At 71.2% G+C, this 24,616-nt stretch carries 22 protein-coding genes; 11 read left to right on the top strand and 11 right to left on the bottom strand.

Annotated features, from left to right (window positions below):
• Positions 1 to 29: 29 nt before the first annotated feature.
• From ACZ59A_RS10380 to lxmK, 5 genes are read right to left on the bottom strand one after another with little or no spacing between them, the layout of a single operon-like run.
• On the bottom strand, positions 30 to 815 hold the full coding sequence (locus ACZ59A_RS10380; RefSeq protein WP_470956138.1) for a class I SAM-dependent methyltransferase: 786 nt from the start codon (positions 813 to 815) through the stop codon (positions 30 to 32).
• Positions 812 to 1,474, bottom strand: a complete 663-nt coding sequence (locus ACZ59A_RS10375) for a flavoprotein (RefSeq protein ID WP_470956135.1) — start codon at positions 1,472 to 1,474, stop codon at positions 812 to 814. The genes ACZ59A_RS10380 and ACZ59A_RS10375 overlap by 4 nt, the downstream gene beginning before the upstream one ends.
• Positions 1,471 to 3,279, bottom strand: a complete 1,809-nt coding sequence (locus ACZ59A_RS10370; protein WP_470956132.1) for an ABC transporter ATP-binding protein — start codon at positions 3,277 to 3,279, stop codon at positions 1,471 to 1,473. Before ACZ59A_RS10370 ends, ACZ59A_RS10375 begins: the two co-directional genes overlap by 4 nt.
• A gap of 26 nt (positions 3,280 to 3,305) precedes the next feature.
• The gene (locus ACZ59A_RS10365; protein WP_470956129.1) at positions 3,306 to 4,394 is read right to left on the bottom strand and encodes a T3SS effector HopA1 family protein; all 1,089 of its coding nucleotides are present in this window, start codon (positions 4,392 to 4,394) and stop codon (positions 3,306 to 3,308) included.
• Complete coding sequence (gene lxmK, locus ACZ59A_RS10360) at positions 4,391 to 5,449, bottom strand: class V lanthionine synthetase subunit LxmK (RefSeq protein ID WP_470956126.1); 1,059 nt, start codon at positions 5,447 to 5,449, stop codon at positions 4,391 to 4,393. The genes ACZ59A_RS10365 and lxmK overlap by 4 nt, the downstream gene beginning before the upstream one ends.
• A gap of 1,478 nt (positions 5,450 to 6,927) precedes the next feature.
• On the opposite strand from lxmK, the gene ACZ59A_RS10355 reads away from it, so the two are divergent.
• The gene (locus tag ACZ59A_RS10355; RefSeq protein WP_470956123.1) at positions 6,928 to 10,227 is read left to right on the top strand and encodes a tetratricopeptide repeat protein; all 3,300 of its coding nucleotides are present in this window, start codon (positions 6,928 to 6,930) and stop codon (positions 10,225 to 10,227) included.
• A 39-nt stretch (positions 10,228 to 10,266) separates the two neighbouring features.
• Here ACZ59A_RS10355 and ACZ59A_RS10350 read toward each other — a convergent pair whose 3' ends face one another.
• Together ACZ59A_RS10350 and mca are read right to left on the bottom strand one after the other, a co-directional pair.
• Positions 10,267 to 10,527: a hypothetical protein gene (locus tag ACZ59A_RS10350; RefSeq protein WP_470957859.1), complete on the bottom strand. Its 261-nt coding sequence runs from the start codon at positions 10,525 to 10,527 to the stop codon at positions 10,267 to 10,269.
• A gap of 7 nt (positions 10,528 to 10,534) precedes the next feature.
• Positions 10,535 to 11,407 (bottom strand): mycothiol conjugate amidase Mca, encoded by an 873-nt coding sequence (gene mca / locus ACZ59A_RS10345; protein ID WP_470956120.1) that lies wholly within the window; start codon positions 11,405 to 11,407, stop codon positions 10,535 to 10,537.
• A gap of 96 nt (positions 11,408 to 11,503) precedes the next feature.
• Here mca and ACZ59A_RS10340 point away from each other — a divergent pair, with 96 nt between their 5' ends.
• Both ACZ59A_RS10340 and greA read left to right on the top strand, forming a co-directional pair.
• Positions 11,504 to 11,914: a DUF4307 domain-containing protein gene (locus ACZ59A_RS10340; protein ID WP_470956117.1), complete on the top strand. Its 411-nt coding sequence runs from the start codon at positions 11,504 to 11,506 to the stop codon at positions 11,912 to 11,914.
• Positions 11,915 to 12,184: 270 nt separating this feature from the next.
• Positions 12,185 to 12,682: a transcription elongation factor GreA gene (gene greA, locus ACZ59A_RS10335; RefSeq protein ID WP_468056070.1), complete on the top strand. Its 498-nt coding sequence runs from the start codon at positions 12,185 to 12,187 to the stop codon at positions 12,680 to 12,682.
• 84 nt (positions 12,683 to 12,766) lie between these two features.
• On the opposite strand, the gene ACZ59A_RS10330 is transcribed toward greA, so the two are convergent.
• The 3 genes from ACZ59A_RS10330 to ilvA all read right to left on the bottom strand — a co-directional run bounded on the left by ACZ59A_RS10330 (position 12,767) and on the right by ilvA (position 16,149).
• Positions 12,767 to 13,630 carry an ABC transporter permease gene (locus ACZ59A_RS10330; RefSeq protein WP_470956114.1) on the bottom strand — a complete coding sequence of 288 codons (864 nt, stop codon included), beginning with the start codon at positions 13,628 to 13,630 and terminating at the stop codon, positions 12,767 to 12,769.
• On the bottom strand, positions 13,630 to 14,610 hold the full coding sequence (locus ACZ59A_RS10325; RefSeq protein ID WP_470956111.1) for an ATP-binding cassette domain-containing protein: 981 nt from the start codon (positions 14,608 to 14,610) through the stop codon (positions 13,630 to 13,632). The genes ACZ59A_RS10330 and ACZ59A_RS10325 overlap by 1 nt, the downstream gene beginning before the upstream one ends.
• 261 nt (positions 14,611 to 14,871) lie before the next feature.
• Entirely contained in the window at positions 14,872 to 16,149 is a 1,278-nt protein-coding gene (gene ilvA / locus ACZ59A_RS10320; RefSeq protein WP_470956108.1) for a threonine ammonia-lyase, read from the bottom strand.
• A 181-nt stretch (positions 16,150 to 16,330) separates the two neighbouring features.
• On the opposite strand from ilvA, the gene ACZ59A_RS10315 reads away from it, so the two are divergent.
• The 4 genes from ACZ59A_RS10315 (at position 16,331) to ACZ59A_RS10300 (ending at position 19,511) form a co-directional block, all read left to right on the top strand.
• Positions 16,331 to 18,037, top strand: coding sequence for an IS200/IS605 family accessory protein TnpB-related protein (locus ACZ59A_RS10315; protein ID WP_470956105.1), 1,707 nt, complete (start codon positions 16,331 to 16,333; stop codon positions 18,035 to 18,037).
• 111 nt (positions 18,038 to 18,148) lie between these two features.
• Positions 18,149 to 18,652: a MarR family winged helix-turn-helix transcriptional regulator gene (locus ACZ59A_RS10310; RefSeq protein ID WP_470956102.1), complete on the top strand. Its 504-nt coding sequence runs from the start codon at positions 18,149 to 18,151 to the stop codon at positions 18,650 to 18,652.
• Between the two features lie 92 nt (positions 18,653 to 18,744).
• The gene (locus ACZ59A_RS10305; protein WP_470956099.1) at positions 18,745 to 19,242 is read left to right on the top strand and encodes a sigma factor-like helix-turn-helix DNA-binding protein; all 498 of its coding nucleotides are present in this window, start codon (positions 18,745 to 18,747) and stop codon (positions 19,240 to 19,242) included.
• Positions 19,239 to 19,511 (top strand): hypothetical protein, encoded by a 273-nt coding sequence (locus tag ACZ59A_RS10300; RefSeq protein WP_470956096.1) that lies wholly within the window; start codon positions 19,239 to 19,241, stop codon positions 19,509 to 19,511. Before ACZ59A_RS10305 ends, ACZ59A_RS10300 begins: the two co-directional genes overlap by 4 nt.
• Positions 19,512 to 19,530: 19 nt before the next feature.
• Here the strand turns inward: ACZ59A_RS10300 and ACZ59A_RS10295 are convergent, their stop codons facing one another.
• The gene (locus ACZ59A_RS10295) at positions 19,531 to 20,682 is read right to left on the bottom strand and encodes a cystathionine gamma-synthase (protein ID WP_468056059.1); all 1,152 of its coding nucleotides are present in this window, start codon (positions 20,680 to 20,682) and stop codon (positions 19,531 to 19,533) included.
• 192 nt (positions 20,683 to 20,874) lie between these two features.
• On the opposite strand from ACZ59A_RS10295, the gene ACZ59A_RS10290 reads away from it, so the two are divergent.
• The 4 genes from ACZ59A_RS10290 to ACZ59A_RS10275 all read left to right on the top strand — a co-directional run bounded on the left by ACZ59A_RS10290 (position 20,875) and on the right by ACZ59A_RS10275 (position 24,598).
• A complete protein-coding gene (locus ACZ59A_RS10290) occupies positions 20,875 to 21,972 on the top strand; it encodes a hypothetical protein (RefSeq protein ID WP_470956093.1) in 1,098 nt (365 codons plus the stop codon).
• A gap of 157 nt (positions 21,973 to 22,129) precedes the next feature.
• Positions 22,130 to 22,789 (top strand): peptide-methionine (S)-S-oxide reductase MsrA, encoded by a 660-nt coding sequence (gene msrA / locus ACZ59A_RS10285; protein WP_470956090.1) that lies wholly within the window; start codon positions 22,130 to 22,132, stop codon positions 22,787 to 22,789.
• Between the two features lie 143 nt (positions 22,790 to 22,932).
• Positions 22,933 to 24,102, top strand: coding sequence for a DUF2235 domain-containing protein (locus ACZ59A_RS10280; RefSeq protein ID WP_470956088.1), 1,170 nt, complete (start codon positions 22,933 to 22,935; stop codon positions 24,100 to 24,102).
• Between the two features lie 142 nt (positions 24,103 to 24,244).
• A complete protein-coding gene (locus tag ACZ59A_RS10275) occupies positions 24,245 to 24,598 on the top strand; it encodes a DUF6247 family protein (protein ID WP_470957856.1) in 354 nt (117 codons plus the stop codon).
• The last annotated feature ends 18 nt before the right edge of the window (positions 24,599 to 24,616 follow it).

The following is a 24,616-nucleotide window of genomic DNA, read 5'->3' as shown; positions in this document are numbered from 1 at the left end:
TGTGTTAACACATCAACTCGTCAAGCTAGTCATACACTTTGCCGCTCCACCACATAGACATGCTTCTCCGCCTGGTCCGTCACCGGACTGCGGTCCCAGTCGGCCCATCGGCCGGTCACCCGCAGTCCCGCGAGACGGGCCATCACGTCGAACTCGGCGGGCCAGGCGTACCGGCTGACCTCCGGCACCTTCCGCAGCCCACCGGGGCTCATGACCGTGTGGACGACCAGGACGGACTGGAGCGACTGGTTCACCTGGACCGTGTCGAGCAGCAGCGCGTCCGGCGCCAGATGGCCGACCCGGGTCGTCGCCTCGGTGAGCCGGTGGTAGATCTGCGGGTTGTACGTCTCGAAGACCGCGACCCCGCCGTCCGCCAGCGCGTCGTGGATGCCCCGGAGGCAGCTGATCTGCTGCTCCTGAGTGGGCAGCATGAAGAAGGTGTTCAGCGCGGTGAGGACGAGGTCGTACCGCTCCTCGACGGCCAGTGCGGCGAAGTCGCCCACCGACGTGGTGACACCGCCCGTGGGGTCGTTCTCGTGGAGCTTCGCCAGCATCGCGGGGGACGCGTCCACGCCGTGCACCCGGTAGCCGTGACCGGCCAGCGGGATCGCCAGTCGACCGGTCCCGACTCCCAGTTCGAGCAGCGAGGCGGGCGCGGGGCGCAGCTCCCGGAGGAAGGCGGCCATGGAGTCGATGGCGGCACCTGTGGCGGGGTAGAGCGAGTCGTAGATGTCCGCCAGCGACTCCCCGTACGCGCTCGCCCCGCCCGGCTTCGTCTCCTCGTGCCCGGTCTGCCGGGGTGCTTCGGCGGTCATGGTTGCCTCCGTGAGGTGTCAGGTGGGTGCGTGTCCCCGCCCGGCCGGGCGGGGCCGCCGGGGTCCGGTGCCGCCAGCTCCGCCCGCAGCCCGTCGGCCGCGGCCAGCACGTCGGGGAAGGACGCCGGTGCCCACGCCTCGCGCTTCCCGCTGGTCGTACTGCGGCCGGGGTGGGGCGGGACGACGGTCACGTTGCGCCGGGCGCCGAGCTTGGCGGCGTGTTCCTCGTACGCCGCGCTCTCCGCGCCGCCGGGCGGCAGCGCGGGCGCCAGCGCGATCGCCGCCCGCGTGCACTGCAGCGCGAGGAGGGAGGGCGAGTCGCCCAGCCCGATGGCCAGCCTGGCCAGGTAGTTCAGCGTCGCGGGCAGCACCACCACCGCGTCGGGCCACTGGGCGAGGTCCACATGCCGGGCTCGCGGCTCCGGCTCGTCGGGCCATCGGTCCGCCAGCACCTCGCAGCCGCCGATGGCGACCAGCGCCTCCCGGGTGACGAACCTGGTGGCCGCCCCGGTCAGTACGTACCGCACCTCCGTACCGGGGTGCCCGACCTTCAGCCAGCTGGCCCAGAAGGGCAGATGGGCGGCGGTCACCGAACCCGTCCCGATCACCAGCAGGCGCCGTACCCCCACGGGTGCGACCGCGCCCGCCGTACCGGTCACCGGTCCGCCATCCCGGCCACCGGCGCGGGCGGCAGCGGGGCGCTGTCGGCCGCCCGCCTCGCCGGACCGCCGCGCAGCGACTGCCCGTGCACCAGCTCCTGATAGAGCGCGGAGCGCGTCAGCAGCTCCTCGTGCCCACCCCGGTCGACGATGTGTCCCTCGTCCACGACCACGATCAGATCGGCGTCCTGCACCGTGGAGATGCGGTGCGCGACCACGATCACCGCGCGCTCGGCGGCGAGCGTGCGCATCAGCGCCCGCAGCCGTTCCTCGTTCTCGCTGTCGAGCTGCGAGGTCGGTTCGTCGAAGATGACGACGCTCGTGTCCCGCAGCAGGACGCGGGCGGCCGCCAGCCGCTGCCGCTGGCCTCCCGACAGGTCCTCGGCCCGTCCCAGCTCGGTGTCCAGCCCGTCCGGCAGCGCTGCTACGGCACCGCGCAGGGCCAGCGTCTCCAGCGCCTGCCACAGCTCCGCGTCCGGCAGATCCCTGTCCTGCCCGAGCTGGAGGTTCTGCCGCACCGTGCCCTCCACGAGCGTGAAGCTCTGGTCGACGTAACTGATCTCGCCGCGCAGCTGGTGCAGGGGCCACCGCTCGACCGGCACCCCGCGGACGGAGATACGGCCCGCGTCCGGCAGGAGGAAGCGCTCGGTGAGCGCGAGCAGTGTCGTCTTTCCCGCCCCGGACGGCCCGACAAGGGCGGTGAGTCCCCGTGCGGGGGCGGCGAAGGACGCCTCGTGGATGATGGTGCGCCCGCCGTCCGTATAGGTGACCGCGTCGAAGTCCACCGCGGGCGCGGCCGGTGACGGCTCGACCGGAGCGACGGCCCCGGAGCCTTCCGGGGCGAGGGTGAGCACACTGTTGAGCCGTTCGCGGGCGGCCAGGCCGCTCTGCATCCGGGCCACGCCCGAGACCAGCAGAGTCAGCGGCGCGACGAGTTGCAGCAGGTAGACGATGAACGCGGCGAACTCGCCGATGGTCAGGTCCCCGGAGGCGAGCCGGGCGCCGCTGGTGACCATCACCGCGATGATCGAGAGCTGTTGGCCGAGCTGCATCGTGGGTCCGACCAGGGCGGTCATCCGGGCGACCGATACGGCGGCCTCGCGCGCGTCTTCGACGCTGCGGCCCAGCGAGGACGCCACCTGGCGTTCGGCGAGGAACGCCTTGACCGTGGGCAGCGACAGCACGGCCGCCGTCATCTGCTGCGACATGGTGCCGATGGCGTTCTGCTGGCGTTCCACACCGCTGCGGATCGACCGTACGCACAGGAAGATGCCGACACCGGCGATCGTGAAGGTGGCGAGCACGACGATCAGCAGGACCCAGTCCAGCGTGCCCATGGCGACCAGGGTGCCGATGGCGAGGAAGAGCGAGGACGGGAGCTGCGCCACACCGACGTCCACCACGGAGCGCAGCTGCGTGCTGTCGGAGTTGGCGCGGGCGACCAGATTGCCCGCTCCCTCCCGCCGCACCCGCCGCAGCGGCAGGGTCAGGATGTGCGAGACGATCCGGAACCGGGCCTCGGACACCAGGCCCTCACCGGCCCGGGCGAGCAGGTAGGAGGAGAGCGCCGCCGCCAGCCCGGCGCCCACCGCGAGGCCCGCCATCATGAGCAGCGGACCGACGGGCCGTTCATCCTCGGCGAGAGCCATCACCAGATCGCGGACCTGGAGAGGGAGGACGAGGTTGGCGGTGGCGGAGAGCAGACTCAGCACCACCGCGGCGGCCACGGTGGCCTTCCGGCCCTCCATGAGCTGTGTGAAGACGCGCAGTTCGCGGGTGCCGTCAGGGCGTGGTTCTCCGGCCATGGTGGGGGACCTCCTGCGCTGTGCCGTCACCTCCGGTCACCGTCGTGCCGGGCCGCGTTCCACGGCCAGTCGCTCGAATCGAGATTCCGGGCGGGGTCGGCGGGATCCACGTTCGCCGCGGCGCACGCCGCCGCCAGCTCGGCGTCCGTCGGACGCTCGCGGCGCTGCTCCGCCGCGCTCACGAAGGCCCGCGCGACCACATGCGCCCGGTGTTCGCCGAAACTCAGTCCCCGCATGCCCGTACGGTCGTCCTTCGGCTCCCACGCGGCCGTCACCCCGGGCGCGATCACATGGGCGAACGCGGGGGCGGGCCCCTCGGGCAGGCCGGTGGCGAGCGCGGTTTCGGCCACGGTGTCGACCACGTGCCAGGAGCGGGAGCCGAGGTAGACGACCATGCCGTCGTTGCGCGGCAGACTCGCCGGATTCGAGATGATCTTCGCGCGATAGGTCGCGGAGCGGCTCTCCAGAGCGCTCAGTACGGCATGCCACAGCTCCGGCGCCGCGTCGGGGTCGGCCACCCGCAGATAGAGCCGCAGCAGATGGCCACCGCCGGTGCGGCCCGCGCCGCTGTCCACGAGGAAGAAGCCGGGAGACAGGAGCGGGCGGGCGGAGGGGAGATGCGCCATCGCCACCGGGCGTCCGGGATCGCCCGCCAGCCGCCCGGTTTCCCGCAGCGTCGCCGAGTCCGGGACGCCCACCCGCAGGCCGTCGATCTCCACGACCCGGCGCCCGGCGGCCGACCGCTGCTCGGTGAGGAGCACCGCGGCGACCGTCTCCGGATGCGGTGTCGCCTTCGCCAGCCGTGCCTCGAAGTCCGGCGCGCGCAGCGTCTTGGGCGGCTCGCGGTCCTTGACCCCGCGCCCGGTGTGCAGCACTTCGTACAGGGTGCGGGCGAGCACGAAGCGCATCGCGGACGCGGACTCGGCGGTCACCTCGTCGTCCCGTACCCAGGCCGTCCTGCCGTCCGGCGCGATCCGTACGTCCTCCAGCGCCCGGCGGAGCCCGGCCGAAAGCACCGATACGGAACCCCCGTTCGCGGCAGGGTGCTCCGGCAGCCCGCTGCGCGCGGATGGCGCGCGACCGGGCGTGGCGGTCTCTTCGATGTGCGTGCTCATGAAGCCTCCCCGAGTCCGACCGTGGAGACGAAGCTCCGCGGGTCGAGCAGCGCGGTCCTGCCGATGCCCGCCGCCGCCCGGACGATGGCCGACAGCCGGCCGCTCTCCCTGGTCGAGGCGATCAGCCGGTCGATCAGATGCCATCCGGCGTAGGACGTGGCCCGCACCACGAGTCCGTCGTCGTCGGGGGCTCCGCCCTCGCGGTAGCCACGGTGGAACGCCGAGATCAGCGGCAGTACGCGGGCCACTTCCTCGCTGCCGCGCGCCACGACGTCCTCGTGGGTGAGCACCGGGGAGAACGCGTCGTCCGTCTCCTGGCCGGGAATCCGCAGCACCGCGCGGTGCAGCCACTCGCCGACGTACGCCCCGACATCGCGTGCCGGGTCGCCGAGCCTGAACTCTTCCCAGTCGTTGACGTAGAACGCGGTGTCGGTGAGCAGGAACTGATCCAGCCGCAGATCACCGTGGACAGGTACCCGTGCGACCTCGGTCTCGGTCGCGCGCAGCCGCTCCAGCTCGTCCAGCAGCGCGGCATCACGCTGCAGCAGCGCCCATGCCTGCACGAAGGCGCCGGTGGCGTTGACGTAGTTCTCCAGAGGCAGCGACCGCAGATCGTCGACCGGTGGGAACGGATGAGGATCCGTCTCGGGGAAATCCTCGGCCCGGAAGGGGAGCCGGTGCAGCGCCGCCAGCGTCCGACCGGCCTCCGCCGACATGGACTCGGTGAACTCCTGGTCCGCGGCCAGCTCGCTGCCGGACCTGATGTCGTCCAGCATCCGGAAGACCAGCAGCCGCTGTTCCTCGTCGCCCCCGAGGAATTCGGGGCGGGGGACGGGCCGGATACCGCCCTTCACCAAGTGCTCGAACGCCAGGATCCTTCGGTAGCGCTTCAGGGATTCCTTGGGGCTCCCCCTGAGCTGCTTCACGAATACCGAATTTCCGGTGTCCGTGACCCCGGACCAGTTCTCGTTCCGGCCGGGATAGGAGTAGACCTCCGAGGCGTTCAGTGAACCTAACTCAAGCTGACTCAGAAGCTGTTCGACCGACGCGCTCACGGGACTGTCGACAGCCGACGCGGAAGACCGGACCTGCGGGTATTTTATCTTTTCGCCTGCCACAGACGCTTTCTATCGTGGGCCGATGCCGCCGGACAACGAATTGACCGGCATCGGCCACCAGCGGCAGGGCACGCACTGGGGGGTGGTGCGGGATGACCGCGTGGCGGCGCGGTCCGATCGCATCGCGACCTGATCACCGCCTGATCACCGCACCGGGGCACGGTGCCACGGCTGCGGTGTACCGGAGTGACTTCGGTCAGATGATTCTTCGGCGCACGGCCCACACCACTGCTTCTATCGGCGTTTCCACGTCAACGCGGTCGCATATCGAGCGGAGTTTACGCCGGAGCGTGCGGTCACTCATCTCCATGCGGCGGGCCACCTGCGCCATGCTGCAGCCCTGGGAGACGAGTTGAAGGATTCTCAAGTGGTCGTTTCCTAGTGTGACGTGGGGATCTCTTAAGGAAGTACCTGAATTCACCTGTCAACCTTATGTCCGTCCGACGGTGAGACCTGGGGCGCCCCTGAAGGCCGTGGACAAGGTGGTGGGGGGAGGCGGAGCGGACGCGATGCGCCACTCTTTGGAGCGACCTGCCGGACGCTTCGACCACGGAATCCACCGTGTGATCGACAGGCAAACTCTTTGAACCTCGACTGCAAGAGCCACCATGAACAGAAAACCCCGGAGCAGCAGACAGGGCTTCATCAAATGGACCGCAGCGGCCATGGCGAACCATGACAGGAATACGCGTGGCTCTCCTCGCCCTGGGCGGCCATACGCCCACAACCGCGGCGCCGACGATCACAGAAGCCCGGCCGGAAGCCGGAGTGGCTATGGCCGGTGCACTCCGCGCCTGAAGGCGGGGCCGGGCTCGGCAACGAAGCCCCCGAGCGGGACGCCTTGATCAACTCGCCCAAAAAGCATGCTCTTCCCCCTATGACTCAAGACCACACGGCCGCGCCGAACGAGCGCGCGGCGGCCACGCCCGGAGGGCCGACGACGAAGTGTCGGTCCATCAGCGGCACCGGACCTGCCGTCAGTATATGAACCATTGGATCCACTTGATCAATACTTTACCCATGTGATCGACGTCACACCGCGATCGTCTTTGCCGGAACTTGGGATTCCATATGTGTCGGGCCAATTCCCCGAATTCCGTAACTCAGCGCCACACCTGACGCTATTCGCAGACGAAAGGGGTCGGCTTATCCATTTGCCCGCGCAAGGCCGACGACCAGCAGGATGCACGCCCGGCCGCCAGTTGTCGATCTTCCCCGAGGCCGGTGCCGATCGTCCCGGAGTCCGGCGTCGATCTTCCCCGAGGCGGGTGCCGATCTTCCTGGAGTCCGGCCGTCGGCGGGCGAGTTGTCCACAGGGGGAGTTATCCACAGGGCTGCCGGAAATGAGGCAGAAGCGGAAGACTTGGGGAGCAACGCGCGATTCACGCGTGGCGCTCGTGCAGGAGGGGGATCACATGCCGGGCTCACTGGCCGTGCTGCGGGACAGCCACCGGACGGAGGTCGAGCGGCTGCTGACGCGGGCCGTCGAGGAGGAGGTGCGGCGCTCCGGCGGCCGCACGGACGGCGGGGTGCTGCTCGGCCGCGCGCGGGGCTCGCTGGACGGGATGGCGGCGACCGCGGCCGAGGAGTACGGCGCGTATGTGCGCGCGCTGGAGGAAGCGGAAGCCGGTAGCAGACCGCTTTCGGCGATGCTGGGGCGCGAGCGGCTGGCCACCCCGGCGCTGGCCGCCACGGTGGCGGCGGCTGCCGCCTTCGGCGCGGACCTCACCTTCGGCACGTCGACGGGCACGGCGCTGGGCGCGGGCGTGACCGCGGCGGTGGCGGGGTCGGCAGCGGCCGTCCTCAAGCTCACCGCGGCGCACTGGCCCGCCGCCCACCGCCAGGCGGCGCTGCGCAACCAGCCCGGCGGGCCCGAGCAGTTGCGGCTGCAGTGGCTGACGGCGGTCGAGGTGCGGGGCATCCGGCCGTTCATCGACCAGCACCGGATGACCTCGGCCGCCACCCGCCAGGGCGGCGGCCCGGCCAAGCGCTCCTCCTCCCCTTCCGGCGGGCAGGCGCCGCGGCTGCGGGGCGCGGACCGCAGCCAGGCGGCCCGCAGGCGCACCGTGCTGGAGCAGTCCTTCGGCCATCTCCCCCAGGGGGACGGCCCGTTCGCCGGGCGCCGCGCGCAGACGAGCCAGATCGCCCAGTGGGTGCACCAGGCGCGGGCCAGCACCGAGACCAAGCCGACGGTGGTGCTGCTGGAGGGCCCGCCGGGCTCGGGCCGCACCATGCTGGCCGTGCGGGCGGCCCATGAGCTGCGCGACCAGTTCCGGGGCGCGTGCCTGGTGGATCTGCGCGGGGACAGCGCCGAGCAGGCCCCGCTGTCGACGCGCGACGCGCTGCTGCATCTGCTGAACCGGCTCGGGGCACCCCGCGACCAGCTGCTCTTCCGGGAGCGGGCGAGCCAGGACCAGCACCGCAAGCGGCTCATCGAGCTGTATCACCAGCATCTGACCGGGCTGCCCGTCACGATCGTGCTGGACGACGCGAGCGACGCCGAGCAGGTGTGCACGCTGGTCCCGGAGCGGTCCGACAGCCTGATCCTGGTCACCTCGCGCACCCCGCTGGCCCTGCCGCCGGAGCTGGCCGCATGGGTGCACCGGCTGGAGGTCGGCCCGCTGGACCAGTCGGGCGCCGAGGAGCTGCTGCGGGTCTCCGCCGAGAACCCGGCCGGGCCCGGTCCGTACGACGGCCAGTCCGTGGAGCGGATCGCCGAGCTGTGCGGGCGGCTGCCGCTGGCGCTGCGGATCGCGGGCTCCTCCCTCGGCCCGCGCACCCCCGCCGCCCTCGCCGCCGACCTGGAGGCGTACGGGCCGGTCGGGCCGGTCGAGCGCACCCTGTGGCTGCGCTACACCGACCAGCAGGACGGCGCCCGGCGGCTGCTGCGGCGCCTCGCGCTGGCCGGGCGGGCGAGCCTGGGCGCGGCGGCGGCCGCGGCGCTGCTGGGCGCCGATCAGCAGGAGGCGGCCCGCCATCTGGACGCGCTGGGCCGCGCCGGGCTGATCCAGCATGTGCGCGGCAGCCGGTACCGGCTGCACGACGTGGTGCGCGCGTTCGCCGCCGCCCGGCTGGCGGACGAGGAGGAGCCCGAGCAGCGCACCGCCGCCCAGGAGCGGCTGATCCGCAGCTATGCCGAGCTGGCCGACTCGGTGATCCGGCTGGTCGACGGCAAGACGTCCACCCGCGCCGACATGTTCGCCAAGGGCGCGGCGGGCGGCCACGGCTTCACCTCGCTGGACGCGGCGCTGGGCTGGCTGGACGACGAGTCGAGCTTCATCACGGCAGCGCTGCGCCATGCGGAGGGCGTGGACCAGTCCGCGGTGCTGCATCTGCTGGGCGCGCTGTGCGACTACTGCCTGCTGCGCGGCGACCTGTACCGGCTGGGTGAGATCAGCGAGCTGACCCAGGCGGTCGACCAGGGGCTGCTGGTGCGGTCCGTGCAGTGGCGCACCGGTATCGCCGCCCGCCAGCTCGGCGAGCTGGACCAGGCCCGTACGACGCTGTCCTCGGTGGTCGACCTGTATTTCGAGGCCCAGCACGAGGCGGGCGCGGCCCGGGCGCTGTGCAGCCTGGGCATCACCCTGCACCACCAGGGAAATCTGGTGGAGGCCACGGCGAAGCTGCGCGAGGCGCTGGCCCTGCAGACGTCCGAGGCGCTGCGCGGCGACCGGGGGTGGACGATGCACGCGCTGGCCGCCGTGGAGCGGGACCGCGGGCAGCTCGCCGAGGCGCTGGATCTGCTGCGGCAGGCACTGGAGCTGCACCGGGAGTCCGAGAGCCTGCACGGCCAGGCATGGGCGCACTTCCAGCTCGGTCAGGCGCGGCTGCGGATGGGCGATCTGCCGCGCGCGGAGGCCGAGCTGCAGGAGGCGCTGGGCGCGTACCACCTCACCCACGACCAGCGCGGTGAGGCCTGGGCGCTGACCCAGCTGGCCCGTACCCGGCTGGTGGCCGGGGAGCCGTCGGCGGCTGTGGACGGGCTGCGCCAGGCCCTCTCCCGGCACCGGGACAACGAGGACGCGCGCGGTGAGGCCTGGACGCTGTACTACCTGGGCCAGGCGCTGGAGGAGCGCGGCGACCGGGACGCGGCGGTGCGCGAGCTGGAGCGGGCCCGCACGATGTTCAGCCGGATGCGGGATGTGTACGGGCTGGCGTGTGCCCGGCATCACTCGGCGCGGGTCACCCGTGATCTGCGGGCGGCGCAGACCGGCTCGCTGCGCAACAGCGGCTTCGCGCGGCAGCTGCTGCAGGACGCCCGGCAGGACTTCCACCGGGTGGGAGTGGCCCATGGCGAGGCGTGGTCGTGCGTCGAGCTGGCGGTGATCGACGCGGGAAACGGCCGGGCGACGCAGGCGCTGGAGCTGGTGGACGAGGCGGCCCGGCTGTTCGCGGGGTACGGGGACCGGCGCGGCGGGTCCTGGGCCCGGTTCCTGCGGTGCACGCTGCTGCCGTTCGCCTCGGCGGGCGGCTCGGTCATCGGCACGGCGGTGGCGCAGGAGGAGCTGGCGGAGCTGCTGCGGGAGCTGCGGGAGTCGGGCAGCGCCGCGGCGGGCGGGGATTCCCGGCTGGAGGAGTGCGCGCAGGCGTTCGCGCTGGTGCTGGAGCGCGGGGTGGAGCCGGAAACGGGGTGGCAGGCCTGGCAGCTCGGCATGGTGCCGAGCCGCCGCTCCCGCCAGGTCATGGCAGTGCTGCCGGACCGGCCCCGCGCGTGAGCCCTGAGCCCGGCCCGGGCTCAGGGTGAGGAGGTGCCGCTACGCCGTGCGCTCCCCCTTGGTGCCCTTCGGGGAGGCGGTGGCCCGGGCTTCGCCGGGCTGCTCCGCCCCGGACTGCGGCTCCTCCTCGAAGTCCACCTTGTTCATGTGCTTGTTCATGGACTTCATCAGGAGCCACACCGCGCCGCCGATCAGTGCGAAGACGACGAACCCGAGCAGGCCGGGGGTCACCTTGTTCTCGTCCAGATCCTTGGCGAGCGGGACGAGATGCGTCATGGCGAGGGTGCTGGTCGCGCTCATCATGGGGTCAATTGTTGCGGATGCCCGCGAAGAGGTCGTCCTCGGGGAGGGAAGTGTCCACGAGTGACTTCGCGAGCTCGTATTCTTCCGTCGGCCAGATCTCCTTCTGGATGTCCATGGGCACCCGGAACCAGCCGCCGTCGGGGTCGATCTGCGTGCGGTGCGCGATCAGCGCCTTGTCGCGGATCTCGAAGAAGTCGGCGCAGGGCACATAGGTGGTCAGGGTGCGCTCGCGCCGGGAGAACGTCTTCCAGCGCTCCAGCCACTCCGCGTACGGCGACTCCAGCCCGCGCGCGAGCAGCCCCTCGTGCAGGGCGACGGTGCGCGGCCGGTTGAAGCCCTGGTTGTAGTAGAGCTTCTGCGGCTGCCAGGCCGGGCCCGCCTCGGGGTACTTCCCGGGGTCCCCGGCCGCCTCGAAGGCCACCATCGTGATCTTGTGGGTCATGATGTGGTCGGGGTGCGGATAGCCGCCGTTCTCGTCATAGGTCGTGATGACCTGCGGCCTGAAGGCGCGGATCAGCTTGACGAGCTCGCCCGCCGCCTCGTCCACGTCCTGGAGCGCGAAGCAGCCCTCGGGCAGCGGGGGCAGCGGGTCGCCCTCGGGCAGTCCGGAGTCCACGAAGCCCAGCCACTCCTGCTTCACCCCGAGGATCTCGCGCGCCTCGTCCATCTCCTTGGCGCGTACCTCGTGAATGTGCTCCTCGATATACGGATCCCCCTGGAGCTTGGGGTTGAGGATGGACCCGCGCTCACCGCCTGTGCAGGTCGCGACCAGCACGTCCACCCCCTCGGACACGTACTTGGCCATGGTGGCCGCGCCCTTGCTCGACTCGTCATCCGGGTGCGCGTGCACGGCCATCAAACGCAGCTGCTCAGTCAAGTTCGATCCTCAGTGATTCGTCGCGGAAGACGGCTTCTATAGTGACCCACAGCGGGCCCGAATAATTCCGGGTCTTCCGAGCAGGAGGAAGCGATCATGTCGGCGGTGCGCCAGGGCCTTCCCGAGGGGCGCTACGGCCGCTCCGCGGATGAGCGGGCCGACCGCAAGCTGAAGATCATCGGTTCGGTGCTCGGCGCCGGTCTGATCGCGCTGATCGCCTGGTTCGGATACGCGTACGTCATCGACGAGGACGTCAGCGGTCAGCTGACCGGTTTCAAGGTGACCGCGGACGACACCGTCGAGGTCCGGCTGGAGATCACCAAGGACAAGGGCGCGACCGCCGAGTGCACGGTGCGCGCGCAGGACACCTACCACGACGAGGTGGGCCGCAAGAGCTTCACCTTCGGGCAGCGCCAGGACGACATGATCAAGGTGGTGACGGTGCGTACCACCTCGCGCGCCACCAGCGCCGAGCTGGTCGGCTGCGACTCCGCCGCGGATCGCTGAGCCGGGCGCCGCGCCGCCCGTCCGACCCCGCTCGGACACCGGCCGGATGCCACCCGGACACCGGCCGGAGAGCGGCTGGACAGCGGCCGGAGGCTTCCGTCGAACACATCCAAACTGGCCCGATTTGCCCCGGTTCATGCACATGGAGTCGAGTTCCCTCCTCCCCGTTTCCTGTCGGAATTGTTAGGCTCGTGGTTTCGCCCGGCTTTGAAGGCGCACCCTTCTGAGTAGGGCGTTCATTTGTATTCCCAGCACCGACGAGGAGCACCTGTGACCCAGACCAGCGAGAACGTCACCTGGCTGACCCAGGAGGCGTACGACCAGCTCAAGGCCGAGCTGGAGTACCTGTCGGGTCCGGCACGTATCGAGATCGCGAAGAAGATCGAGGCTGCCCGGGAGGAAGGTGACCTCCGGGAGAACGGCGGTTACCACGCCGCCAAGGAGGAACAGGGCAAGCAGGAGCTCCGGGTGCGTCAGCTGACGCAGCTCCTGGAGCACGCGAAGGTCGGAGAGGCACCCGCGGACACCGGCGTGGTCGCCCCCGGCATGGTCGTCACCATCGCCTTCGACGGCGACACGGACGACACCATGACCTTCCTTCTCGCCTCTCGTGAATACGCGAGCTCGGACATCGAGACCTACTCGCCGCAGTCCCCGCTGGGCACGGGCGTGAACGGCAAGAAGGTCGGCCAGGACGCCGAATACGAACTGCCGAACGGCCGTACGGCATCGGTGCGCATCCTGGACGCCAAGCCCTATCAGGGCTGAGCACCCACCGAACGCCCGCACGACGCACGGCGAGCCCCCGGCCAGAACGGCCGGGGGCTCACTGTACGACGAGGGCGGAGCCCGTCACGCGGTCGCCGAGCGGTACTTCCGGACCGACAGCGTCCGGAACACCAGGATGATCACCATCGACCACAGCACCGAAGCCAGCGCCGGATGCTGCATCGGCCAGGCGTCCGAGACCACGCCCTCCGGATTGCCGAACAGCCCCCGGCATGCCTGCACCGTGGCACTGAACGGGTTCCAGTCCGCGATGTGCCCCAGGAACTCGGGCATCTGACTGGACGGCACGAACGCGTTCGAGATGAAGGTCAGCGGGAACAGCCAGATCAGCCCGCCGGACGTCGCGGCCTCGGGGGTCCGTACCGTCAGCCCGATCAGCGCGCCGATCCAGGAGAAGGCGTAGCCGAGCAGAAGCAGCAGGCCGAACGCGCCCAGCGCGCTCAGGATTCCGTCGTGCACCCGCCAGCCCACGATGAGCGCGACGATCGCCAGCACGACCAGCGTCAGCGCCGTCTGCACCAGGTCCGCGAGCGTACGGCCGGTGAGCACCGCGCCGCGCGCCATCGGCAGCGAGCGGAACCGGTCGATCAGCCCCTTGTGCATGTCGTCGGCGATCCCGGCGCCCGCGCCCGCCGTCGCGAAGGTGACGGTCTGCGCGAAGATCCCGCCCATGAGGAACTCGCGATAGACATCCGCGTTCGCATGGGCCTGCCCCGGCACCATGATCGCGCCGCCGAACACATAGCTGAACAGCACCACGAACATAATGGGCTGAATAAGGCCAAAAATGACCACCTCCGGAATCCGCATCATCCGGATCAAGTTGCGCTGGGCGACCACCAATGAGTCCCGGACGGCCGCGAGCAGTCCGCCGCGCGGCCGGGGGGCGGTGGCGACGGTGGCGCCGGACTCCTCGACAACAGCCATCACTTGCCTCCCTCGTGAACGCCGTTCTCCTGGGGATCGCCCTCGGCCGCATGGCCGGTGAGCGAGATGAAGACGTCGTCCAGCGTCGGGCGGCGCAGCCCGATGTCGTCGATCTCCACTCCACGGGTGTCCAGTTCGCGGATGACCTCGGCGAGCAGCTTGGCCCCGCCGACCACCGGCACGGTGACCTTGCGGGTGTGCTCCCGCACCGTGGTCTCGCCCTTGCCCAGCACCCGCAGCACATGCTCCGTGATCGCGATGTGCTCCCGCTCGTGCACCACGACCTCCACCCGCTCCCCGCCGATGCGGGCCTTGAGCTGGTCGGAGGTGCCGCGGGCGATGACCTTGCCGCGGTCGATCACACAGATGTCATGGGCCAGATGGTCGGCCTCCTCCAGATACTGGGTGGTCAGCAGCAGCGTCGTACCACCGGCCACCAGTTCCTGGATGACCTCCCACAGCGCCTGCCGGTTGCGCGGATCGAGCCCCGTGGTCGGCTCGTCCATGAACATCACGGGCGGGCTGACGACCAGGGCGGCGGCGAGGTCGAGCCGACGGCGCATGCCGCCGGAGTACGTCTTGGCGGTGCGGTCGGCCGCGTCCGCGAGGTGGAACCGCTCCAGCAGCTCGTCCGCGCGGGTCTTCGCCTCGCGCGCGCCCATCTGGTAGAGCTGCCCGACCATCCGGAGGTTTTCCCGGCCCGTCAGATACTCGTCCACGGCGGCGAACTGACCGGACAGGCCGATCGACCGGCGGACCTCGTTGGGGTGCTTGAGCACATCCACCCCGGCGACCACCGCCGTTCCGCTGTCCGGGCGCAGCAGCGTGGTCAGTACGCGCACCGCGGTGGTCTTGCCCGCCCCGTTGGGGCCGAGCAGTCCGAGCACGGTTCCTTCCGGCACGTCGAGATCGACACCGTCCAGAGCTCTTACTTCGCCGAAGGTCTTCACCAGGCCCTCGGCATGGATCGCGCCTGGCATGTGGCACTCCCAGAGTTGGGTGTTCCCGGGTTGAGTCAGGTCCACGAAAGATCGTTTGACGTGACGTGCGGCGAATGTTTCTCGCCACGCGGGGACGCGTCCCCTCAATAAAGGCATATGTCCGCCCACAAGGGCAGCGTCGCGACAGCAAGTGGAGAGAATCATAGCGCAGACGCGATACATCGCGACATACGTAATCGCGATAACGCGACTCAACGCCGGCACGGACCGACGCGAGCCGTCGGACCAGGCCGCGAACCGTCAGACCATCACGGTGTACCCGGCACCGTGCAGCGCCTCCCGGACCTCGGCGCAGTGCTCCGGCCCCTTCGTCTCCAGCTGAAGCTCGACCTCCGCCTCACTGAGCCCCAGCCGCGGATTGATGCGCACATGGCTGATGTCGAGCACATTGGCGTCCACCGCCGACAGCTCCGCCAGCAGCGTCGCCAGCGCCCCCGGCCGGTCGGTGAGCCGCAGCCGCAGCGACAGATAGCGGCCCGCGGCGGCCATGCCGTGCCGCAGGATGCGCTGCATCAGCAGCGGATCCACGTTGCCGCCCGAGAGCACCGACACCACCGGCCCCTCGAAGGACTCCGGATCGGACAGCACCGCCGCCACCGGGCTCGCCCCCGCCGGTTCCACCACCAGCTTCGCCCGCTCCAGGCACAGCAGCAGCGCGCTGGACAGCTCGTCCTCACTGACCGTACGGACCTCGTCGACGAGCGCGCTGATGATCCCGAACGGAACGTCGCCCGGCCGCCCCACCTTGATGCCGTCCGCCATCGTCACCGGCGCCTCGACCGACACCGGCCGACCGGCCGCGAGTGAAGGCGGATACGCCGCGGCGCCCGCCGCCTGCACCCCCACCACCCGTACGTCCGGCCGCAGCGCCTTCACCGCCACCGCGAGCCCGGCCGCGAGCCCGCCGCCGCCGATGCCCACCACGATCGTGCGCACCTCGGGGCACTGCTCCAGAATCTCCAGCCCCACCGTGCCCTGCCCCGCGATGATGTCCGGGTGGTCGAACGGATGAATGAAGACCGCGCCCGTCCGCTCCGCGTACCGCTGCGCCGCCCGCATCGTCTCGTCCACGATCTGGCCCTCGAGCCGGACCTCAGCGCCGTAGTCCCGCGTCGCCGCGATCTTCGGCAGCGGAGCGCCCTCGGGCATGAAGACGGTCGACCGCACCCCCAGCAGCGAGGCGGCGAGCGCGACGCCCTGCGCATGGTTCCCGGCGCTCGCCGCGACCACCCCCGCGGCCCGCTCCTCGGCCGTCAGACGCGCGATCCGCACATAGGCGCCGCGCAGCTTGAAAGAGCCCGTACGCTGCAGGTTCTCGCACTTCATCTGCACCGGGGCGCCGACCAGACCGGTCAGGTAGCGGCTGCCCTCCAGCGCGGTCACCCGGGAGACCCCCGAGAGCGTCTTCTGCGCCTCGCGCACATCGTCCAGAGTGATCGCGAGCGGGGCGGACGGTACGGAGCGTGCGGGGTGCTCGGCCGGGCCGGACCCGTCCGCTCCGCCGGGTCGTGGAGCCATGGCCCCAGTCTCGCAGCTCCCACCCAGCACGGCGGGCCCGGGGCGACCAGGGGTTCGGGGCTGCTGTCGCTTCAAAGCACGTGGGCGCATAGTGGTGTGCGCGAGTGAGTATCGGCGACCGCACAGCGGGCCTCGGGAGGGAACGGGAGTTCTTGTATCGAATGTGTGACCTTTGCGAGGGATGCTCGTTGGGTGCAGTGATGGGAGATCTTCAGGCCGCGTAAGGGGTGGGAATGGGCGGCTGCGTGATGTGGCGGCGCCGCTCGTGGCGCCCGGCCCGTCCGGGGTGGCCATCCGGGCCGGCCTCAAGGGTCTGACCGGACAGGACGAGAAGGTTCTGCGCCTGGTCGGCGACCTGCTGGGCTCCCTGGCCTCCCGGGACCTGAAGGCCCGCTGCGCGGCCGGGCTGGATCATGACAGTGACCAGTGGGCGCAGCGTAAGCGGGAGTTGACCGGCCAGTGCTCCTCGCGCTGGGCAGGCAGCATCACCAAGGCCACGCATGATCAGTGGGCACTGGCCCGGCGCGGTCAACTCGCGCATATCCAGTCCCTTGAGGCCGCTGTCCGTACGATCGCTCGCCGACTGTCACTGCCGGTCGGAGCCAAGGGGACCCGGGGCGTGCCGGGTGGTTACCGCTCGAAGCAGGAGTGGTTCGCCAAGTCCCGGCGCCTGCACGTGCTTCAAGATCGGCTGGAGCGGGAGCGGGCTGATCGTGAGGCCGGACGCGTGCGGGTGGTTCGGGGCGGTGCGAAGCTGCTGCGTAACCGGCACGATATTCAGGCTGCCCGGCTGACCGAGGCGGGGTGGCGGGTGCGGTGGGAGGCCGGGCGCTGGTTCCTCCGGGCCGACGGCGAGTCTGGCAAGCGGCAGGGGAACGAGACGATCCGGGTCAGTCCCGGCGGTGAAGTGAGCATCAAGCTTCCGGCGCCGCTGGCCGAGCTGGCGAACGCGCCTCACGGCCGGTACGTGCTGGCGTGCCGGGTCGGCTTCCGGCACCGAGGTCAGCAGTGGGCGGACCGCATCGCGGCCAACCGCGCCGTGGCGTACCGCATCCACTACGACGTGGACCGGAACCGCTGGCACCTGACCGCCTCATGGCAGCTCCCACCGGCCACGACGGTGCCTTTGGAGGCTGCCCGGTCCGGAGGGCTGATCGGAGTGGACACCAACGCCGATCACCTGGCGGCCTGGCGCCTGGACACCCACGGCAACCCGCTCGGTGAACCGCGCAGGTTCGACTACGACCTGTCCGGACGTGCACCGCACCGGGACGCGCAGGTGCGGCACGCCCTCATCCGCCTCCTGCACTGGACCCAACGCCACGGGCTGGCGATCGCGATCGAGGACCTGGACTTCGCAGCGGAGAAGACTCGCGAGAAGCACGGCCGCAGGAAGCGCTTCCGCAAACTGATCTCCGGCATGCCCACCGCCAAGCTACGGGCACGGCTGGTATCGATGGCCGCCGAGCTCGGCATCACCGTCGTCGCCGTCGACCCGGCCTACACCAGCCGCTGGGGCGCCCAGCACTGGCAAAAACCCCTCACCAGCAAGAACAGGAAAACCACACGCCACCACGCGGCAGCGGTGGCGATCGGCAGGCGCGCCCTGGGGCACCCGATCCGGCGACGGACGGCACCGCCCCCGCACGACCAGAGCGATCGTGCGGGGCATCGGACCGTCCAGGCCACATCGGGTACCCCGGGGCGTGAGGAAACCCGCCCCCGCATCCCCGGACCACGGACACGATCCGCTGGCGCCGGGCGCGGAGCGAAAGCGGGCGACCAGAGGGGGTACCTCCCAGCGGTAGCTGGGGGAGCCCACAACCGTTCGGAGCACCCGGCTGAGCACGAGCCCTGGAACCAGGACTCGCCCCCGCTCAGTCACTAGGAACGGTTGGCCGGTTGTCGGCAGGTTTCTGCAGCCCCCGTACGGGCAGGGCCCCGGCCGCGTACTCTGTGCCACATCCCACAGACCACCGCATGAAGTGAGCCCTAGGCCATGCCCACCCAATCGGACATGACGACTCAACTCGACACCGGCGTACTCGAATCACTCCAGCACCAGGTCGCGGTCTTCGCCCGCCGCGCGGAGCAGACCCGGCTCGGCGGCGTCGGACAGGCCCGCAACTCGATGGACCGCGCCGCCTACCTGCTGCTCAACCGACTCGACCAGGAAGGCCCCATGGGGGTCAAGGCACTCGCCGGAGGCATGGGCATCGACTCCTCCACCGTGACCCGGCAGGTCGCCCCGCTCGTCGACTCCGGCCTGGTCAAGCGCACCTCGCACCCCGAGGACGGCCGTGCCGTCGTCCTCCAGCTCTCCCCGCGCGGCAAGGCCCGCCTGGAGGAGGTGCGCTCCTCGCGGCGCGAGCTGATGGCACAGGTGACGGACGGCTGGACGGTGGAGGAGCGCGATATGTTCTGCGATCTGCTCACCCGCTTCAACGTCGCCCTGTCCGCCGCGCACGGCACGGTGCCGCAGGCGGCGGCCCCGGCGTCCTGAACCACCGGCGCTCCCGACGGGACCCTTGACCGGACTCTTGACCGGGCGCCCATGCCTGCCGTGTCCTTGAGGAACGAACGGCGGAGGGCGCGGTGCGAGAGCGGCGGGCAGCACGGGAGAGCCGCCGGGCCCGGGAATTCGAGGCATTCGTCGCGGGCGCCGGTGGCAGGTTGTTGCACGCGGCCACACTGCTCACGGGGGAACCGACGGGGGAAACCGAAGCCGCGCAACACCTGCTGACCGCCGCGCTCGCGCGCACCTACGCTCGCTGGGACCGGCTGCGCGGCGAGGATCCGTACGACCGCACCCGCCAGGAGCTGGCCGCCCTCTTCGCCCACCGCGCCCGCCGCTACCGCCGCCCGCACGGCGGCGTGCTGGACCGGCTCACCCCGCGCGAGCGGCTGGTGCTGGTGCTGCGGCTGTACGAGGGGGCCGCGGAGGAGCAGACGGCGGCCACGCTCGGCCTGCCGGTCGAGCGCGTACGGGCCATCTGCGCGCGCGCCGTGACGTTGATGCGCGCCGCCCCGCCTCCCGCCGGCGCCCCCGGGCCGCCCCCGGTCGCCGGTCACCCGGCGGGAGCGGCGCGATGAGCCTCCCGGACCGCGCGGGGAGCTTCCCGGACCGCAAGGAGGACCAGGTCCGGCGGATGCTGGAGGGGCCGCACCCGGTGCTGCCGCCGGATCTGGCCGGGCGGGCGGCCGGGCGCGGGGAGCGGCTGCTGCGCCGCCGCCGGGCGGCGCGGAGCATCGCCTGGGCGGTGCTGCTCGGCGCGGTCCTCGCGTTCACCGTCTGGGCGGCCGTCGTCCACCCGTGGGCGGGGCCGCCCACCGACACCACCCCTCCGCTGGAGGGGTGGTGACCTCAGCGGGACGGGACCGTCAGGACAGCGCCTGGGTCAGATCCACCAGCAGGTCGTCGATGGACTCGATGCCCACCGACAGCCGTACGAGATCCGCCGGTACCTCCAGCGCCGAACCGGCCGCCGAGGCGTGCGTCATCCGCCCCGGGTGCTCGATCAGCGATTCGACGCCGCCCAGCGACTCGCCGAGCGTGAACAGCCGGGCCCGGTTGCAGACCTCGACCGCCGCCTCCTCGCCGCCGGTGACCCGGAACGACACCATGCCGCCGAAGGCCCGCATCTGCTTGGCGGCGATCTCGTGGCCCGCATGCTCGGGCAGCCCCGGGTAGAAGACCTCGGTCACCTTGGGGTGGGCGGTGAGCAGTTCCGCGACGCGCGTGGCGTTCGCGCTGTGCCGGTCCATCCGTACCCCGAGTGTCTTGATGCCGCGCAGCACCAGCCAGGAGTCGAAGGGGGCGGCGACGGCGCCCATCGCGTTCTGGTGGAAGGCGAGTTCGTCGCCGAGGCCCGGGTCGGAGACGATCAGCGCGCCGCCGACGACGTCCGAGTGGCCGCCCATGTACTTGGTGGTGGAGTGCACGACGACGTCCGCGCCGAGCGCCAGCGGCTGCTGCAGATAGGGGCTGGCGAAGGTGTTGTCCACCACCAGCCGGGCGCCCGCGGTGCGGGCGATGTCGGCGACGGCCGCGATGTCGGTGATGCCGAGCAGCGGGTTGCTCGGCGTCTCGACCCAGATCACCTTCGTACGGGGGCGCAGCGCGGCCTGTACCGCCGCCGGGTCGGAGGTGTCGGCGACCGACCACTCCACGCCCCAGCGCTCGACGACCTTGGCGAAGAGGCGGAACGTGCCGCCGTACGCGTCGTTCGGGATGACCACGTGGTCGCCCGGCACCAGCAGCGTGCGCAGCAGGCAGTCCTCGGCGGCGAGGCCGGAGGCGAAGGCGAGCCCGCGGCGGCCTCCCTCCAGAGCCGCCAGGTTCTCCTCAAGGGCGGTCCGGGTGGGGTTGGCGGAGCGGCTGTACTCATAGCCGCCGCGCAAGCCACCCACGCCGTCCTGCTTGTAGGTGGAGACCTGGTAGATCGGCGGAACGACGGCGCCGGTGAGCGGGTCCGCCTCCTGGCCCGCGTGGATGGCGAGCGTCTCGAAGCTGTGGGGGTGCTGGTCGGTCATGAGCCCGAGCGTAACGCGCGGCGGGCGCGTCCAGGACCTCCAGGATCCGGCGGCGGGCCCGTCCGGGGTTCCCCTGCGAACCGTCCAGGATTCGGCTGCGAACCGTCCAGGATTCAACGGCGGCGGTCATTGTCCGCCCTGGCGCATAGGCTGGACCACAAGCCGTCACGGGACTTCACACGGGGACACCTCATGGAGCTTCTGATCTTCCTCATCGCCGTCGTCATGATCGGCGGGCTGATCGTGCTGCCCGCGCTGCGGCGGAGGCGCGGCGGCCGCGAGACCCTGCGGGGCGCGATGCGCGCCACGGACCCGGGTGAGTACGGTTTCGTCCCGCGCGAACAGCTGGACGTGCGGCTGCCCGGCCCGGACCTCCAGCTCATCGAGGCGCTGGAGGAAGTTCAGGCCCGCCAGGACTGGCAGCCCGCCTCCCGGCTGCTCGCGCTCACCGACGCGACCTCCGAACTGCGCTGGCAGCGCGTCCAGACCCTCGCCGGAGCCGCCGCCTTCGAGCTCGCCCAGGCCCCGGGCAAGGGCGGGATGTGGCTGCGCACCTGGCGCGTCGCGGCCCCCGAGGACCCGGGCGCGGCCGCCGTGCAGGCGGAGTTCCTGGTCCGGCAGGCGCTGCTCGACCCGTCCTCGCAGGACTTCCGGATGATCCTCGAGGAGGCCCGGGACGTCTGCCACGAGGCGGCGCGGCTGGCCCCCGAGGACCCCGTCCCGCACATCATCGAGCTCGGCGTCGCCCGCGGTCTCCCCTACCGGCAGGCCGACTTCGAGGAGCTGTGGACCAAGGTCACCGACCGCGCCCCGCACCACATGGGCGCCCACCTCGCCGCCCTCCACTACTGGTGCGAGAAGTGGCACGGCTCCCAGGACCGCGCCGACCGCTTCACCCACGCCGCCGCCGCGTCGGCCCCCGACAAGAGCCTCCTCCCCGCCCTGCCGCTGTTCGGCGTCTTCGAGCACCTGCCCGAGGTCAACCTCGTCCGCAGCCTGTACCAGAGCGACGTGGTCACCAAGGCCGTCGAGGGCGCCCTGTACGCCGTCCGCCAGGCCCCCTCCGACCACCCGGTCCTCCCCCACGTCCGCCATCTGCTGGTCTGGTTCCTGGTCCGCTCCGAGCGGTACGCGGACGCCATGGAGCAGCTGCGCCACGTGGACGGCCACGTGGGCGCGGTGCCCTGGTCGTACGGGGCCGACCCGGCCGCCGAGTACGCCGTCTACCGGGCGCTCGCGGTGGCGGGCTGGGAGGGCCGCGGCGGCTCCCCGGCGACCCTGCCCAAGTGAGCGTCACCGCGGCTCCCCGGCGACCCTGCCCAAGTGAGCGGCCCCGCGGCTACCCGGCGCCCCTGCCCAGGTGAACGGCGCCCCGGAATTCGAGCGCGCCCCCACCCGTTGTAAGGGATAGCCACCCCGTTCTTCCGCCCTCCGAGGAGCCCTCCCGATGCTGTTCAGCCGCCGCGAGAACCACCTCCCGACCCCCGAGGAGGCGCTGAAGGGCCGCCCCGAACCGGGCTTCACCGTCCCCGGCCGCCACACCGTCCTCGGCAACCCGCTCACCGGCCCGTATCCGCAGGGCCTGGTCGTCGCCGACTTCGGCCTCGGCTGCTTCTGGGGCGCGGAGCGCGTGTTCTGGCAGGCCCCCGGCGTCTGGACCACCCTCGTCGGCTACCAGGGCGGCCACACCGAGAACCCCACCTACGAAGAGGTCTGCAGCGGCCTCACCGCCCACACCGAGGCCGTCCGCGTCGTCTTCGACCCCGCGGTCACCTCGTACGGCGCCCTCCTGAAGCTCTTCTGGGAGTCCCACGACCCCACCCAGCACTTCCGCCAGGGCAACGACGTCGGCACCCAGTACCGCTCCGCGATCTACACCCACTCCCCCGAGCAGCAGTCCGAAGCCGAGTCCTCCCGCACGGCCTACCAGTCCGTCCTGACCGGCTCCGGCTACGGCGAGATCGCCACCGAAGTCCTCCCCGCGGGCCCCTTCTACCCGGCCGAGCCGTACCACCAGCAGTACCTGGACAAAAACCCCGCAGGCTACTGCGGCATCGGCGGCACGGGCGTCTCCTGCCCCATCGGAGTGGCCCCGGCGGACGGCTGAACGAGAAATGGCGAGGCCCGCGGAGTAGTGCGACCATCGAATCGCGTCCTGTCGGCCGGTAGTCCCGCCGCGCGGCGCGGGACGGGCCGGGGCGCTGGCATCGATGATGTGCGGTCGCTGTTCCTCCCCGGAGGGAGCCTGCCATGGCCAAGAATCTGGTCCTCTGCTGTGACGGCACGTGGGACCTCGCCGACCAGCCCAACAAGACGAACGTCACCAAGGTCGCCCTGGCCGTCCGCCCGCGGGCGGACGGCGTGGAGCAGCGCGTGTACTACGGCCGCGGTGTCGGCACGCGCCGCTGGGAGCGCCTGCGCGGCGGCGCGTTCGGCAAGGGGCTGTCCAGCAACGTCCTGGACGCCTACCGCTTCCTCGTCGACGCCTACGAGCCCGGTGACCATCTGTACCTGTTCGGATTCAGCCGGGGGGCTTTCACCGCCCGCAGCCTCGTCGGCCTGGTGCGCAACTCCGGCATCCTGCGCCGGGAGCACGCCCACCGGATCAAGGAGGCGTGGGCCCTGTACCGCGACCGGATCGAGAAGCCGACCGGCACGGCCGCCACCCTGTTCCGCCAGACGTACGCGCACGAGACGGGGATCCGCTTCATCGGAGTGTGGGACACGGTCGGTACTCTCGGCATCCCGGTTCCGGGGCCCCGGTGGCTCAAGCCGGTCGTGGCCTCCGTCAACCGCCGGTGGGCGTTCCACGACACCGACCTGAGCAGCTGGGTGGAGGGAGCCTTCCACGCACTGGCCATCGACGAGCAGCGCACACCGTTCATCCCGACGCTATGGCACCAGCAACCCGGCGCCGACGACAAGGGCCAGGAACTGAAGCAGGTGTGGTTCGCCGGAGTACACAGTGACGTCGGCGGTGGCTACGGTGAGACGGCCCTCTCCGACATCACCCTGCTGTGGATGGTCCACCAGGCTCGCCGTCACGGGCTGGAGTTCGACCCCGAGGTCCTCAGCGAGACCGGGCCGCGCGCCATGACCCCGAACACCGGCATGCGCTTCCCCGTGCGGCCCGACATCATGGGCCCGGTCCACAACTCACGCACCGGCCCCTACCTCATGGCCCGACCGTGGCACCGGCCCATCGGACAGGCTGCGGACGAGTCGGGCCGTGCCGACGGTTGCGAATACCTCTCGGAAACCGCTCACACGCGCCACGACGAGGACGCGTCCTACCGACCGCCCGAACTCGACCACTATCTCGCTCAGGGAGACGTACACCTCGAACCGGTGCCCCTGACCGCTCCCGACTCTCATCGAGCACCTGCCAAACCGCGCCGCTTGAGACGGCCTCCCGCTTAGAGGGTGAACCCCAGCATCACGGCCCCGAGCACGTGGTGCATGGCCTGAGCTGGGGCGCGCCGTCACTCGTTCGGGCGGTGCGATCGGGCTCGCACTCGATACGCTGCTTCCAGGGATCAGAATCTCGCCCATGGGAGCAGCAATGACCACCTCCGCCACCGGGCAACCACTCATCCCTCAGCCGCCCGCCACCGTCACGGCCCTCCGCCAGGCCGTCGCGCAGATCGCACCCGCCGCCTTGCCCGCCTTTACCCGGGAGCTGGATCAGGCCGCCGACCAGTCCCGCCAGGCTTCCGACCTTTCCCCGCTCCAGCGGTTCATCGCCCAGTGGGCCGTCTATGTCCACATTCAGCGGCAGCCGAAGGTTGCGAAAGAGTTCTGTCACTGGGAGGACACTGCCGAGACCGGCGACGCGAAGCAGGTCCGACGCGCCGCGTCCGCGATCGGCAAGATCCTGGACGACGCACACGCCGCGCTCGGCCTCCCGTCCCGGTGAGCGCCGACTGGCCCGGCG

This window comes from Streptomyces sp. NPDC040405 (assembly GCF_055595765.1).
Note: the sequence above shows the minus strand (reverse complement) of the source record. Positions and strands in the feature narration are given on the sequence as shown.

Excerpts from the sequence above, each read along its gene's own strand:
- ACZ59A_RS10380 (WP_470956138.1), bottom strand. The coding sequence starts at position 815 with ATGACCGCCGAAGCACCCCGGCAGACCGGGCACGAGGAGACGAAGCCG.
- ACZ59A_RS10370 (WP_470956132.1), bottom strand. The coding sequence starts at position 3,279 with ATGGCCGGAGAACCACGCCCTGACGGCACCCGCGAACTGCGCGTCTTC.
- ACZ59A_RS10365 (WP_470956129.1), bottom strand. The coding sequence starts at position 4,394 with ATGAGCACGCACATCGAAGAGACCGCCACGCCCGGTCGCGCGCCATCC.
- ACZ59A_RS10355 (WP_470956123.1), top strand. The coding sequence starts at position 6,928 with ATGCCGGGCTCACTGGCCGTGCTGCGGGACAGCCACCGGACGGAGGTC.
- ACZ59A_RS10350 (WP_470957859.1), bottom strand. The coding sequence starts at position 10,527 with ATGAGCGCGACCAGCACCCTCGCCATGACGCATCTCGTCCCGCTCGCC.
- ACZ59A_RS10340 (WP_470956117.1), top strand. The coding sequence starts at position 11,504 with ATGTCGGCGGTGCGCCAGGGCCTTCCCGAGGGGCGCTACGGCCGCTCC.
- ACZ59A_RS10330 (WP_470956114.1), bottom strand. The coding sequence starts at position 13,630 with ATGGCTGTTGTCGAGGAGTCCGGCGCCACCGTCGCCACCGCCCCCCGG.
- ACZ59A_RS10325 (WP_470956111.1), bottom strand. The coding sequence starts at position 14,610 with ATGCCAGGCGCGATCCATGCCGAGGGCCTGGTGAAGACCTTCGGCGAA.
- ilvA (WP_470956108.1), bottom strand. The coding sequence starts at position 16,149 with ATGGCTCCACGACCCGGCGGAGCGGACGGGTCCGGCCCGGCCGAGCAC.
- ACZ59A_RS10315 (WP_470956105.1), top strand. The coding sequence starts at position 16,331 with ATGCTCGTTGGGTGCAGTGATGGGAGATCTTCAGGCCGCGTAAGGGGT.
- ACZ59A_RS10310 (WP_470956102.1), top strand. The coding sequence starts at position 18,149 with ATGCCCACCCAATCGGACATGACGACTCAACTCGACACCGGCGTACTC.
- ACZ59A_RS10300 (WP_470956096.1), top strand. The coding sequence starts at position 19,239 with ATGAGCCTCCCGGACCGCGCGGGGAGCTTCCCGGACCGCAAGGAGGAC.
- ACZ59A_RS10295 (WP_468056059.1), bottom strand. The coding sequence starts at position 20,682 with ATGACCGACCAGCACCCCCACAGCTTCGAGACGCTCGCCATCCACGCG.
- ACZ59A_RS10290 (WP_470956093.1), top strand. The coding sequence starts at position 20,875 with ATGGAGCTTCTGATCTTCCTCATCGCCGTCGTCATGATCGGCGGGCTG.
- msrA (WP_470956090.1), top strand. The coding sequence starts at position 22,130 with ATGCTGTTCAGCCGCCGCGAGAACCACCTCCCGACCCCCGAGGAGGCG.
- ACZ59A_RS10280 (WP_470956088.1), top strand. The coding sequence starts at position 22,933 with ATGGCCAAGAATCTGGTCCTCTGCTGTGACGGCACGTGGGACCTCGCC.
- ACZ59A_RS10275 (WP_470957856.1), top strand. The coding sequence starts at position 24,245 with ATGACCACCTCCGCCACCGGGCAACCACTCATCCCTCAGCCGCCCGCC.